Origin of the sequence: Salipiger pallidus (genome assembly GCF_014643635.1) — a bacterium.
Lineage (GTDB): Bacteria > Pseudomonadota > Alphaproteobacteria > Rhodobacterales > Rhodobacteraceae > Salipiger > Salipiger pallidus.
Map to the genome: position 1 here is coordinate 1 of NZ_BMJV01000004.1, position 13,453 is coordinate 13,453.

The 13,453-nt window shown below is 64.1% G+C and carries 10 protein-coding genes; 7 read left to right on the forward strand and 3 right to left on the reverse strand.

Annotation, left to right across the window (positions count from 1 at the left end; all coding sequences use genetic code 11):
* Positions 1–247: 247 nt before the first annotated feature.
* Both IEX41_RS10135 and IEX41_RS10140 read left to right on the forward strand, forming a co-directional pair.
* Positions 248–1,294, forward strand: coding sequence for a lysylphosphatidylglycerol synthase transmembrane domain-containing protein (locus tag IEX41_RS10135; protein WP_188790143.1), 1,047 nt, complete (start codon positions 248–250; stop codon positions 1,292–1,294).
* Positions 1,291–3,510 (forward strand): glycosyltransferase, encoded by a 2,220-nt coding sequence (locus IEX41_RS10140; RefSeq protein ID WP_188790144.1) that lies wholly within the window; start codon positions 1,291–1,293, stop codon positions 3,508–3,510. Before IEX41_RS10135 ends, IEX41_RS10140 begins: the two co-directional genes overlap by 4 nt.
* A gap of 170 nt (positions 3,511–3,680) precedes the next feature.
* Here IEX41_RS10140 and IEX41_RS10145 read toward each other — a convergent pair whose 3' ends face one another.
* A complete protein-coding gene (locus IEX41_RS10145) occupies positions 3,681–4,256 on the reverse strand; it encodes an exopolysaccharide biosynthesis protein (RefSeq protein WP_229673135.1) in 576 nt (191 codons plus the stop codon).
* A gap of 306 nt (positions 4,257–4,562) precedes the next feature.
* Between IEX41_RS10145 and IEX41_RS10150 the strand changes: the two genes are divergently transcribed.
* Both IEX41_RS10150 and IEX41_RS10155 read left to right on the forward strand, forming a co-directional pair.
* The gene (locus IEX41_RS10150) at positions 4,563–5,417 is read left to right on the forward strand and encodes an SDR family oxidoreductase (protein ID WP_188790146.1); all 855 of its coding nucleotides are present in this window, start codon (positions 4,563–4,565) and stop codon (positions 5,415–5,417) included.
* Positions 5,414–6,649: a cytochrome P450 gene (locus tag IEX41_RS10155; protein ID WP_188790147.1), complete on the forward strand. Its 1,236-nt coding sequence runs from the start codon at positions 5,414–5,416 to the stop codon at positions 6,647–6,649. Before IEX41_RS10150 ends, IEX41_RS10155 begins: the two co-directional genes overlap by 4 nt.
* Before the next feature lie 58 nt (positions 6,650–6,707).
* On the opposite strand, the gene IEX41_RS10160 is transcribed toward IEX41_RS10155, so the two are convergent.
* Both IEX41_RS10160 and IEX41_RS10165 read right to left on the reverse strand, forming a co-directional pair.
* Entirely contained in the window at positions 6,708–7,781 is a 1,074-nt protein-coding gene (locus IEX41_RS10160; RefSeq protein ID WP_188790148.1) for a sensor histidine kinase, read from the reverse strand.
* Positions 7,782–7,812: 31 nt separating this feature from the next.
* The gene (locus IEX41_RS10165; RefSeq protein ID WP_188790149.1) at positions 7,813–9,264 is read right to left on the reverse strand and encodes a DUF7125 family protein; all 1,452 of its coding nucleotides are present in this window, start codon (positions 9,262–9,264) and stop codon (positions 7,813–7,815) included.
* A 462-nt stretch (positions 9,265–9,726) separates the two neighbouring features.
* On the opposite strand from IEX41_RS10165, the gene IEX41_RS10170 reads away from it, so the two are divergent.
* The 3 genes from IEX41_RS10170 to IEX41_RS10180 are packed head-to-tail and all read left to right on the forward strand — an operon-like array spanning position 9,727 to position 13,444.
* Positions 9,727–10,233 (forward strand): 2Fe-2S iron-sulfur cluster-binding protein, encoded by a 507-nt coding sequence (locus IEX41_RS10170; RefSeq protein ID WP_188790150.1) that lies wholly within the window; start codon positions 9,727–9,729, stop codon positions 10,231–10,233.
* Entirely contained in the window at positions 10,230–11,252 is a 1,023-nt protein-coding gene (locus IEX41_RS10175; RefSeq protein WP_188790151.1) for an FAD binding domain-containing protein, read from the forward strand. Before IEX41_RS10170 ends, IEX41_RS10175 begins: the two co-directional genes overlap by 4 nt.
* Positions 11,249–13,444 (forward strand): xanthine dehydrogenase family protein molybdopterin-binding subunit, encoded by a 2,196-nt coding sequence (locus IEX41_RS10180; RefSeq protein WP_188790152.1) that lies wholly within the window; start codon positions 11,249–11,251, stop codon positions 13,442–13,444. The genes IEX41_RS10175 and IEX41_RS10180 overlap by 4 nt, the downstream gene beginning before the upstream one ends.
* Positions 13,445–13,453: the final 9 nt, after the last annotated feature.

The following is a 13,453-nucleotide window of genomic DNA, read 5'->3' on the forward strand; positions in this document are numbered from 1 at the left end:
ACAATGCTAACCTTCTCCATGGACGCTTCCTCCTCGTAGCGAATTTCGACACCGCTACCTTGGCACAGCGATGCCGTGAGGGGGCGTCCACACCATCAAGAGGGCGCGCCTCGACCCGACTTTTGGCGTGATAGCCCGTCCAGCATTTGCGCTGTGCGGAAGGCTCGCGTCGCAAGCCATTGTCGGCACCCGCCCAGATCGGCATATGTCTCGCAATTGCAGCGCGCTATGACGGAGCAACACCCGCATGATGAAAGACAAAACAACCGGATCACCGGGAAGGGTACGGTTCGTCCTTGGCGCGGCGGCCTTCCTTCTCCTGAGCGGTGCCGCGTTCTGGGCCATCGCCGCCTTCGTGGGAGACGGTATCCCCCGGTTCGATCCGCGGCTGGTCGCACCGAGCTCCGTGGCGCTGATTACGCTGTTACTGCTGATTTATTTCCTGGCGGACGGGCTGCGGCTCTACTTCGTCCTGCGCGCCCTGGACGCGCCTGTGACCTTGAGCCAGATCATGCCGCTCGTGTTCGTGAACTTGTTCTTCTCAAACATCACCCCGTTGGCGACCGGCGGCGGCTTTGCCCAGATCTGGTACCTGCAACGCTGCGGTGTCGGGGTCGGGCTTTCGGCGGCGGCAACGACGATCCGGACGATCCTTGCGATGCTGGTGATCTTCGTTTCGGCGCCGCTGTTCCTCGTCTTGGCGCCGGAGGTCGACGTCGCTGGCAGCTCCGGCGCGCTGGTGAACACGATCGCCGGGGTGATCGCGGTGTACATGGCGGGCTTTCTCGTGCTTCTTCTGCGCCCGGCCTGGATGGTTGCCGCCTGCGAGTGGGGCTTGGCAGTGCTGCAGCGGATGCATCTGCTTGGGCAGGAGCGCCGCGCCGCATGGACACAGGCGTTGCGCCGCGAAGCCCGGTCCTTTTCGGACGGCTTCGGCCGTTTCCTCTCAGGCGCGCCGCAGCTGTCGGTCGCGGCGGTGGTCGCGACACTGGCGTTCCTACTTGCCCTCTTCGCAATGCCGGCGCTGCTCATGGCGCTGCTCGGGCTCGAGCCGGACTGGCTGACCGTGATCGGAACGCTTTCGGTGGTGACGTTCCTGATGTATTTCGCACCCACGCCCGGAGGGGCCGGGTTCTCGGAGCTTGCCTTCGCAGGGCTCATGGCCGGGCAGGTGGGCGAGGGGCAGCTGCTTCTTGTCATTTTCGCCTGGCGTCTCTTGACGATCTACCTGGGAATGGCGATCGGAGCGGTGGTGTCGCTCCGGGTCCTGCGGCCGGGAAGGATACGCACGTGAAGCTCCGCAAGTTCCTCTCGCTGCTGCTTGTGATCAACGTCTCCGTGCTGCTCGCGGTGTTGGGGTACAAGATCTACCTCTACGTCAACGCGCCCACCGGGAGCGCGCTGCTGGTGTCGCAGATCGAAAGGATCGAGCAGGCGGACCGGGATCGTGAAACTCTGAGCCTTGCGGTGGTGGGGCAGGCCAATAATTCGATTGGTGTGTTCGAGAACGAGATCCTGCCTCGGATCAACGCGTCAGATGCTGATTTTATGGTTTCTGCGGGCAACATCGTCAGCGCCGGTGGCGAGGACAAGTACCGCGCTCTCCTCGGCACGCTGGGCCATCTGCGCAAACCCTACCTGCTGACCTTTGGCCAGAACGAGGTCGAGGAGTTCGGCGCAGGTCGGTTCTACCAGCGGTTCGGCCCCTATTTCTATTCCGTCAGCCTCAATGCCGCCCGATTGGTTTTTCTCGACGCCACCGGGCGCACCCCGACCGACTGGCAGGAGCGCTGGCTGCGCGACATTCTGGACGCGCGCGACGCGCGGCCGATCATCGTATTTCTCGGGCACCCATTGCTGGATCCGGTGCCCGACACTCTGTTCGAGCCCGACACCGGGGCTTGGTCCGAGCCTGAGGGCCGGGGGCGGCTTCTTGGCCTGTTGGACGAGCTGGGGGTCGACGTGGTGATCTCGGCCGGGGCCTCGACCTATTCCGACCAGACCGTCGACGGCACCCGTCATATCGTTACCGGCGGGGCAGGCGGGCTGGTGCTGAACGACGACACGAGTTTCTACCACTACCTCGAACTGGAGGTCGGGCCGGGCGGCGTCGATGTTGCCATGATACCGGTCGAGACCGCGCCGAGCCCGCTGGCCCGGCGGATCGAGGGAGTGTGGTTCTACATCTACTCACTTTTCTACGTCGGAATCTGGAATTTCCTGCTGGGGTTCACGCTGCTCGTGGTGCTGGGGGTGTACCTCTACGACAAGCTGTTCCGTGACCGGAGCTATTATCCCAGCTACGACATGCCCGATCCGGTCGATCTCGGGCGTCCGATGCGCATCGCCATGTTCACGAACTCCTATCTGCCCTTCACGGGGGGCTTGCCGCTATCGGTCGAGCGTCTCAAGCGCGGGCTCGAGGCGCAGGGACACGAGGTGCTGGTGGTCTGCCCGTCCTATGGCACGAGCCTGACCGAGCCGAGCGTCTGGCGCGTGCCGGCGCTTGCGCGCGAGGGCTCCATGATCCGGCTGGCAAACCCGTTCCACCTGCGCACCTGGAGGCGCCTGAGGGAATTTGCCCCGGATGTGGTCCACCTGCACCATCCGTTCTGGCTGGGGACGCTTGGGCTGCGACTGGCGCGTCGGCTCAAGGTTCCGGCAGTCTTCACCTATCACACCCGGCTGGAGCATTTCGCCCATATCGTACCGTTGCCGGGCGCGCTTTTCCGCAATGTCGTGGCACACTGGATCATCAACCGTTTTGCCAATCGCTGCGATAGCGTCATCGTTCCTACCCCTGTCACCCGCGATTACATCCGTCTGATCGGCGTCGACGGGCCGGTGGATGTGCAGCCGACCGGGGTAGAGACCGAGCTTTACTGCAATCAGGTGCCCGAACGGTTGAGGGACCTACGCCATGAGGTAAACCCCGACGGTCGCCTTCTGCTCGTGACGGCCGCGCGCCTGTCGCCGGAAAAGAACCTGTCCTTCATCCTCAGGGCGACGGCCGCCCTGAGGGATCGAGGCGCTCCCCGCTTTCGCCTGCTGGTGCTTGGAGAAGGGGATGAACGGGCCAGGCTGGAGGCGATGATAGAGGATCTGGACCTGCGGGACTGCGTACGCCTCGTGGGGGCGGTGCCCTCGGACGAGGTACCGTCCTGGCTGACGATCTCGGACATTTTCGTCTTTGCGTCGGCTGCCGAAACGCAAGGTATGGTGGTGCTCGAGGCGATGGCGGCGGGCCTGCCTGTGGTTGCCGTGAACTCCAGCGGCATTGATGCCTTCGTCGAGAACCGGGAGACCGGCTACGCGACGCCCGAGGACCTCGAGATTTGGACCGAGACGCTGCACGGGTTGATGGTCTCGAACACGAAACGTGAGGTCATGGGCAGCGCTGCGCGGGAGGCTGCGATGAAGCACTCTGTCGAAGCTTTCTCGGCCGCTGTCCTGACGATCTACGAGGCCGCCGTATCCAGAAAGGCCGCCAGTCAGAAGAAGGACGTGTGATCGGGCCCTGTAGCGCACCGATCAGGCCCGCGCCCCGCGTTTTACCGAATGGATCAGGGTCCGAAGGCGTGGCACGCAAGATGTTGCGCAACGCGGATCGGTGCCGTGGCGGCGATGCGGGGCAGGGCGACGCCGTCCCTTGACGGGGCGGCGACCCGGCCCGCTTGACCTCAGCCCGACGACATCTTCATCCACATGCCGCCAAGGATCACCAGCCCAAGGAGGACATATCCCGCCGCGACAACCAACCCATCTCTGCCCAGGACGCCCAAGGCAAATACGGCGACAGGCAGGCCAAGAAGCGGCGTCATCACCGGTATCGCGCCGAGAACGAGAAGAGAGCCGCCCGCGATCATGAGCAGGATTGCCATGATCGAAAGAGAAACGCGGCCCTCCGCAAGCGCGCTCCAGCGTGGCCGAAGCCGCTTGCGCAGCCAGTCGGCAACAGGCCGGATGCGATCGGCGGCGCGGCACAATCGCTCCGCCGAAAGTGTTCTGCGACCGAACACGGCCGGAAGCCCGATGCCTTCCCGCCCCAGAAGCATCTGTAGTCCGATTAACGCGACAATGGCCCCGAGAGCGCCACCGATCCCGGGGATCATGCCGATCGGGAGGATCATGAAAATTGAAACAACCATCAAAAGCGGTGCATGGCCCTGAGCCCCGATGGTCCTGTTGAGCTCTGCGAAGGACACAGTTTCGGCGCCGTCCGCGAGCTTATGCAGGCGCTCGACCAGCGCTGGCACCGCCTCAGGACCGGATCGAGGCTCATCCGAGCCATGTTCTGGGGTGTGCTGCCGGGTCGTCATGGCTCACTTTTTCCTTCGTCGGCTGCTTGAGTGAGGACAACCTCTGTTCCGATTAGAATGTTCCTGATGATGCGGGTGCCGCCGGGCACGGCGGCTCAGCCATCCCGCCGCTACCGGCGCCGGAACGCCTGCAGACAAGGCTCTGGGCAGTAGCTTGCCGACATCGCGCCGTGGCCGGAACGTTCAGGGCGCTCGCCTGTTGGGCTGACAACACCCACGGAACAACCACCGGAGATCATCCCCATGGACCATCCCCGCCCCCCGTTTCCCGAACAGTCGCAAGACCTGCCGGGTTATACCGAGCAAATGCAGCCCGTGCCGGACCACGGTGAGGACAGCTACCGTGGCTCGGGCCGCCTTGCCGGGCTGACGGCCCTTGTCACGGGGGCCGACAGCGGCATCGGACGAGCCGTCGCACTGGCATATGCGCGTGAGGGGGCCGACGTGGCGGTGTCCTTCCTGTCCGAGAGCGCCGAAGCAGATCGTACCCGACACCTCATCGAGGACGCTGGGCAGCGTGCCCTTCTGTTGCCTGGCGACATTCAGTCCGCGGAGCATTGCCGTGACATTGTCGCCCGTACCGCCGACCAGTTCGGCCGCCTCGACGTCCTTGTGAACAATGCCGCGCACCAGATGCAGTACGATACGTTCGAGGATATCCCGGACGAGGAATGGGAACTCACGTTCCGAATCAACATCTTTTCGATGTTCTACCTGTCCAAGGCTGCCGTGCCGCTGATGAAACAGGGCGGGTCGATCATCAACACAGCCTCGGTGAATGCCGACATGCCCAACCCGGGTCTCTTGGCCTATGCCAGCACCAAGGGCGCGATCCAGAACTTCTCCGCCGGTCTCGCACAGTCGCTGGGGCCGCGCGGGATCCGGGTGAACTGCGTGGCACCGGGCCCGGTCTGGACCCCTCTGATCCCGGCAACCTTGCCGGCAGAGAGCGTGGCGAATTTTGGCGCGAACTACCCCATGGGGCGCCCGGCCCAGCCTGCGGAACTGGCCTCGGCCTATGTCATGCTGGCGGATCCGGCCTCGAGCTACACCTCGGGGGCGACGATCGCGGTGACCGGGGGGAAGCCCTTCATATGAGACCCGGCGCGCTTCCTTCGGATGGCGCCCCTGATGCCACGCTCGCGCTCTTGCGAGAGGGCTATCGCTTTATCCCGGACCGCTGCATGCGGCTGGGGACAGACGCCTTTCGCACCCGGCTGATGGGGCGCAAGGCTGTTTGCCTGACAGGGGGGCGCGGTATCAGGCTACTTTACGGTGCCGACGGGCTGACACGGCGAGGTGCGATGCCGCCGACGGTGCTGCGTTTGCTTCAGGACAAAGGCAGCGTGCAGCAACTCGATGGGGCCGCTCACAGGCACCGCAAGGCGTTGTTCATGGCGGTCTTGGTGGAGGAAGACGCCGCGGAACGCCTTGCCGAGGCGTTTGGCCGTGTCTGGACCGCTCGGCTTTGCGATGAAGGGGAAGCCAATGTCCTGGCCGAGGCCAGCGATACCCTCGCGCAAGTGGCGTGCGAGTGGGCAGGATTCGACCAGAGCATCAGCGGTGATGCGGCGCTTCGCAAGGCACTCGTCGAGATGAGCGCTCGTGCCGGGTCAGTCGGGCCCGGAACGATGGCCGCACTGCTACGACGACGGCGCGTCGAGAGGCAGCTGGCGCGGGCACTGCCTGGCCTTCCCGAAGGGTGCCCGGCCCGCCGCGTCGCGACGTTTGAGGAAGATGGTGCTCCGCTTGCCACCAAAACAGCTGTGGTCGAGATCCTTAACCTGCTTCGACCGATTGTTGCAGTTGGTCGCTACATCGCCTTCCTTGCGCGCACCCTGGCAGTGGAGCCGGAATGGCAACAAACCCTTAGCTGCGCCGATCGGGTAGACATCGAACAGTTCTGCGAAGAAGTGCGGCGTCAGTCCCCGTTCTTTCCGATGGTCGGTGCGATGACCACCCGGAAGGTGTCGCACGAAGGTCTGGACTTGCCGTCAGGTCAGTGGGTGCTGGCTGATCTTTGGGGCACGTTGCAATCACAAGAGGCTTTCCCGCTGCCAAATCAGTTTCATCCGGGTCGACAGCTGAGTTGGCGGCATCCGAATGAGGACTTTGTGCCCCAGGGCGGAGGGGATGCCGCCACCACTCACCGATGTCCGGGGGAGCGTGTGACCCTGGCACTGATGACGGCGGCGGTGCGCATCCTGTGCGGCAGGCTGAGTTGGGATCTGCCCGAACAGAACCTAGATGTGGCACTGAACCGTATGCCGGCGGCGCCTGAAAGCGGCGTCCTACTATCGGGCATCCGAAGGCTGGATGCGTTATCCTGAAGCTGCCCCACGGCGCGATCACTGGCATCCCCTGCAATGCGGGTCAGCGAATTGTGGGTCAGCTTTGGTAAGGCTGACAGTCTTGCCCGCGTATGTTTGCGTCGCCAGTAAGTGCGAAGCAGTCTTTTGGCAGCTTGGCCAGCCATGCCAAGCCATCCGGGTCGTAGCTCAGTTCCGGGGCGCTTCCTTCGCTTGCGAAGAAACCTGAAATCAGCGTTGTCCCGAGGCCCCGGCGCGTCGGAGCTTGTACCGGAGGGCCGCCGCTTTCGCGCCACGACAGGTCAAGCGTGGCACTGTCATTATCCAACAACCAACGAACCTCCACTAGTCCGTCGGGAACGCTGAGCGCGCCATACTTCGCCGCATTGGTGGCCAGCTCATGGATCACGAGCGCGAGGTCGAACGCCACGGATTCCGTAAGCCTGACTGCGGGGCCATCTATCGTGACCTGCCCGGGATCTGGCGCGTAGGGGGCGACGTGATCTTTCACCAGTGTCGCCAGTGTGTTCTCGCCACCTGCTTCGTTGGCGAGCCGGATGTGCGCGTCAGAGAGGGTGCGCAACCGTTCACCGAAGGTGACGGACAGCTCTTCAACGCTTTGGGAGGTGCGCGCTGTCATTTTGAACAGAGATCGCAGCACCGCAAGGCTGTTGCGGACGCGATGCCGCAACTCGCCGAGCAGGAAGGTGGTGCGTTTCTCTTCCTCTTCCAGCCGCCTAAGCAGATCACGCGTTTGGAACTGACGCTTGCGGGTTCCCGCCAGGGTTCCCAGAAGCCTGACCATAACCGCAGGCGGGGCGGGACGCTCCAGCAGCACGTAGGACGCAGACTCAATTTCTCGGTCGAGCACGGCGCAGGCTGGCGGCGGCCGGTTGGCGACACTCGCGAGGATCAGGATTGGCAGGCGCGACCATTCCGGCTCGGCATTCATCGTGTCGGCAAGGATGCGTCCGACGTCCGCGTCGGCGGCCTCATGGGTGAGCACCACCATTAGGGCCTCCGGCTCGTCCGGCGCAGCAAGACGCTTCGCGAGTTGCGTCGCGCTGGACAGGCAGCATGCTTGCAGCCCGCTCGACTCGATGCATTCGGCAAGGGCATTCGCGTCACCGCCCAGCGGGGCGAGGACAAGCACAGGGTGCGCATTGCGGGCTGCCTGGGGCTTACTATCCGCCAAGTTGCCCCGCTGACTTCGTCCGCTTCTCTGTCTCCGCGGAAATTTTGCGAACCTCGACTGCGCCGGGGCGAATGACCAACTCCTCGATGTTGCGCTTATGGTTGCCGTGCCGTTTCTTGACCACTGCGATGGATCTGCGGATGTCCGCGCCGCTTTCGTATTGCCGCAGCAGGATCACCGAGTCAGCAATGAAACTGCTGTCGACGTCGGTTCTCGGTTGCGCGCCAAGCAGGCCGTGCTGCGACAATGTCGCGATGACCAGCACCTGTCGCCGTGTCAGGTGTTGGATGAGGGTGTGCAGATGCGTGATCGCGTGCTTCTGGTCTGGCAGCGCCTCAAGATACCCGGTGATGCTGTCGATCACCACGACGCGCGCGCCGTCGTCGACCGATTGCAGAACCGCGTTGGAAAATTCGCCGGGTGACAGCTCGGCAGGATCGAAGTGCTTCAGAAGGATCCGGCCCGCCGCCTCCTGATCCTCGATCTCCAGCCCGACACCGGCGGAGCGGCCGCGCAGCACCTCGGGACGTTCCTCGAACAGGAACAGCGCCGCCGTGAGCCCGCGGCTTGCCGCGTCCGCGCTCAGCACCGTCGCCATGGTCGACTTGCCGGTACCCGACTGCCCGGCAATCAAAAGCGAGGATCCAAATTCGATGCCGCCGCCGAGCAGGCTTGCCAGCGCCTTGTGGTGAGGGACAAGCCAATCCTCGAGCCGTACGGGCTTGGCCTGCTGCGGAATGACCCGCGGATAGACGATCAGACCGCCCGTCGCGATCTTGAAGTCATGGTACCCCTGCGTGTAGCGGGCGCCGCGCAACTTGGTGACGGACAAGCGCTGCTGCGGCACACCAATTTCCGGGGTCACCGTCTCAAGCTTGATCACGCCATGCACGATACCCTCGGCGTTCCGTTCGCCGCCAGCCGGTTCGAGGTGATCGACCAGCAGGGAGGTGGCTCCGACCTCGCGCAGCTCGCGGCGCAGCGAGAGAAGTTCCCGCCGGTAATGCGTTGGTGCATCTGACAGCAACCGCAGTTCCAGTAGCGAGTCGAACACGAACAGATCGGGTTTGGTCTCTTCCAGCGCAGCCGCGACCTGGTCCATTAGCTTCACCAGATCGGCTTGGTTGTTGTCCACCGAGAATACCCGTTCGTCGCCCGATGCGCCGAGCTCGGGGGTGTAAATCGAAATCTGATCGAGATCGAAGCCATGCGACCGGGCGATCATATCCAGTTCGGATCGGGACTGCGCGATGCTGAAGAACACCCCGCGTTTCCCCTGCCTGGCACCTTCGACCAGGAATTGCAGAGCCAAGGTCGTCTTGCCTGTTCCGGGTGCCCCCTCGACAAGCATGATGCGGCCCTGCGGATATCCCCCGTGCAGGACACGATCCAAGCCAGAGATCCCGGTTGCGACAGCTTCTCCGAAGGTGGCCTCTGGCATTCACTATCCCCCAATATTGACCTGACGAAAAATCTACTCACGAACACAAGTGATTTGCGCGAAGTCTAGAAGAGAAGACTGGATAATTAAAGGCATACACTGTCAGGCCGAAGACAGGATGTGCCGGGCGCCGCGTGGAGAGGCCAGCTGGGTGCCGCACTGCGTGGAGTGAAAGCATCCGTCGAACGTGAACTCTTTCGTCCGGTCATCACAGCAGTCTGCGGGCGAAGTGAAGCCGTACACCGGTCGGGTCGCAGCGATGTCTGAGCCCCAGACGGCCATCGCGCGCGTTTCAGACCGCGCGACAATCTTCCGCAATAGTTTCGCTCTTTGCGGCTTCTTTTGCGGATCACGAGGCGCGCTTCAGAATTTTTTCGGAACACGATCGCTGAGTGGGCGGTTCTGGCTTTGGGAGCGCCGCGCGTTGTGCGGTTCGAAGCCACCTTCATAAAGGAGAGCCATATGCGCACACGTTTCACAGTGAACGGTGAACCCCGCGAGGTCGAGCACGACACGCGCGCCACCCTTCTCGACATCCTGAGGGACCAGCTGGGCCTGACCGGAACAAAGAAAGGCTGCGATCATGGTCAGTGTGGCGCCTGCACGGTTCTGGTCAACGGCAAGAGGGTGAATTCCTGCCTCTGCCTCGCCGCCATGCACGAAGACGATGAGATGACGACAATCGAAGGACTTGGCAGTCCCGAAGCCCTTAGCGCGCTGCAAAAGGCCTTCGTCTCGCAGGATGGCTACCAGTGCGGGTTCTGCACACCGGGCCAGATCGTATCGGCCACCGCGATGCTCGAAGAACTGCGCGCCGGCGATCCGTCCTTCGCCTCGGCGTCGCTTGAGGGAGAGATGCCGCTCGATGACTCCGAGATCGCCGAGCGCATGAGCGGGAATCTCTGCCGCTGCTCTGCCTACCCGCTGATCCGTGAAGCCATTGCCATGGCGGCCGAGGTGAAATCATGAGGGAGTTCGATTACACACGCGCCGAGACCCTGTCCGGGGCTGCGGGCCAGCTTGGCGAGAACGCTAGCATCATCGCGGGCGGCACCAATCTGCTGGACCTGATGAAGATCCAGGTGATGACCCCATCGCGGCTGGTGGACATCACACGGATCGACGGTCTTAGGGATGTATCCGAAGACGGTGAGGGCCTGCGCATCGGTGCGCTTGTCACCAATTCCGAATTGGCGGCAGATCCCCGCGTCCGCGAAGGGTGGCCGCTGTTGTCGCGGGCCATCCTTGCCGGGGCGTCCGGGCAGATCCGCAACAAGGCGACCACCGGCGGCAATCTCCTCCAGCGCACGCGGTGTCCTTATTTTTACGACACGGCCATGCCCTGCAACAAGCGCAACCCGGGCGAGGGCTGTTCGGCGAAAGAGGGCGATGGGCGGATGCTGGCGATCTTTGGCACCTCCGAGCATTGCCTCGCGGCGCACCCATCGGACATGGCAGTGGCGCTGGCGGCCTTGCGTGCCGAGGTTGAAATCTGCGCGCCGCACGGGGATGCACGCCGCGTTCCGATCAGTGAGCTTTACAAGCTGCCGGGCGATCGTCCCGATATCGAGACCGTGCTGGCCCCGGACGACATCATCACCGCTGTGCATCTCCCCGCGCCGCAGGCCGACACACGGCAGGTCTACAAGAAAGTGCGGGACCGTGCGTCCTATGCTTTCGCGCTGGTTTCCGTGGGCGTTGCCGTCGCGATGGACGGTGACCGTATCGCTTCGGTCTCTTGCGCGATCGGCGGTGTCGCTCCGAAGCCTTGGACTGACCCGGAGATCGAGAAGGCGCTTGCCGGCCAAACCCCCTCCGACGAGGTCTTCGGTCAGGCCGCCGACAAGGCTCTGACGCAGGCCCGCTGCCAGCCCGATACCGAGTTCAAGAAGCCGCTGTTGCGGCGCACCCTGATCGCCGCGCTGCGCGAGGCCACCGGCCTTGCCGCATCAGCGCCCGGCGTCGAGACCGCGAGGATCCCGGCATGACCAAGACATTCCGTATGGACGAGGCGCAGCCGCGCCTTCTGGACGAAACCGGGCAGGGGATCGTCGGCGCACCGCTCGACCGGCCCGAGGGCCCCAAGAAAGTGTCTGGCCGCGCCGCCTATGCCGCCGACGGGCTGCCCGAGAACGCCGCGCACGGCGTGCTGGTGCGCGCGACCATCCCGCAGGGGCGCGTCACCAGGATCGACGAGTCGTCGGTCTCGGAGGTGGCGGGCCTACTTGGGGTGTTTCATGGCCCGAAGATGACCCGCAATCCGGCGCAGGGCATGGCGGGCGCCGCGCCGGTTCAGCCGGGCAACGAGGTGCATTATCACGGCCAGCCGATTGCGCTTGTGGTGGCCGAGAGCTTTGAAGCCGCGCGTGACGCGGCGCAACGGCTTGTGGTCAGTTACGACGCTGACGCTGACGTGATCACCGATCCGTCCCGAAGCGAAACGCATGAACAGGACGACCCGGAAACCGCAGGTGATTTCGAGGCAGCCTTCGCGGCGTCCGAAGTGACGCTCGACCGCACCTACACAACCGCGCCCCATGCGGCCGCGGCCATGGAACCGCACGCGGCGGTCGCGGAATGGGAGGGCGATGCGCTCACCCTTCGCGGCGCACTCCAGATGCTGCGCTTCAACAAGAAGGAACTGGCGGACTCGCTGGGGATTGACCCCGAGCAGGTGCGCATTCTTTCACCCTACATCGGAGGCGGCTTCGGCTCGAAGCTGGGGATCGGCCCGGAGGCGGTGGCAGCAGCGCTTGCCGCGCGCGAACTGGGGCGGCCGGTGCGGGTGGTGATGAGCCGCCAGACGGTCTTTGACACTGTGCTGCGCCGCACCGAAACCAGCCAGCGCCTGCGTCTTGGTGCCGATAAGGATGGCAGACTGCGCGCGCTCTCGCATGACGACCTCGTGTCGAATATCCGTGACGAGGGATTCGCCGAGCCGGTGAGCCAGGCCTCGCAGTTCCTCTACGGTGCCGAAGGCCTGAGCTTCACCCAGACGCTTGCAAGGGTTTGCCGCACGCCTACAGGCTCCGTCCGCGCGCCGGGCGAGGCTGTGGGGATGCTGGCGCTGGAACAGGCGATGGATGAGCTTGCGGAAGAGCTGGGCATCTGCCCGGTCGAGCTGCGCCTGAAGAACCTGCCGGACAAGAACCCGATGACCGACCAGCCGTTCAGCGCCACACGTCTTGCCGACTGCCTGCGCGAAGGCGCTGAACAGTTCGGCTGGGCCGGGCGCAAGCCCATGGGCGAGCGCCGAGAGGGCGATTGGTATGTCGGCATGGGTGTGGCCTCTGCCGCCCGCTCGAACATGCTGATCAAGTCCGCCGCGCGGGTGCGCCTGACCGGCGACGGCGCAGTGGTCGAGACCGATATGACCGATATCGGCACCGGCAGCTATGCCATCCTTGGCCAGATCACGGCCGAGATGCTTGGCCTTCCCGTGGCCAAGGTCGAGGTGCGCCTTGGTGACACCAGCTTCCCCGGCGCATCGGGATCCGGTGGCTCCTTTGGGGCGAGTTCCGCCGGCTCGGCGACCTTCCTCGCCGCGAAGGCGATCCGGGAAACACTTGCCGAGCGCATGGGGTGCAGCCTGTCCGAACTTACCTTGCAGAACGGCATCGCGCGCGGCGGCAACCGGGAGATGCCGCTGTCGGAACTGGTCGACGAGGAGCTTGTAGAGGAAGCCAGCGTCGAGGCGGGGGACACCGCCGACAGCCATTTCTCGGCCGGTTTCGGGGCGCATTTTGCCGAAGTGGCGGTGCATGTCTACACCGGCGAGGTTCGGGTGCGACGGATGCTGGGCGTGATGGCGATGGGCCGTATCCTCAACGAGAAGACAGCGCGCTCGCAGGCTCTTGGCGGGATGATCTGGGGTCTCGGTTCTGCGTTGACCGAGAAGCTCACGCATGATCCGCGCACCGGACATCTGGCGACGCGCGATCTTGCCAACTACCACGTGCCCGCTCATGCGGATGTGCCCGGTGACCTGAAAGTGGTGTTCCTCGAAGAACGCGACGACATGGCCAACCCGATCCAGACCAAGGGGATCGGCGAACTGGGCATTTCCGGCGCCGGGGCGGCGATTTTGAATGCCGTGCGCAACGCGTGTGGCGCCAGGGTCTACGATATGCCTGCTACTCCTGATCGGGTGATCGCCGCGATGGATGCTGCTGGCTTTTAAGACATCGTC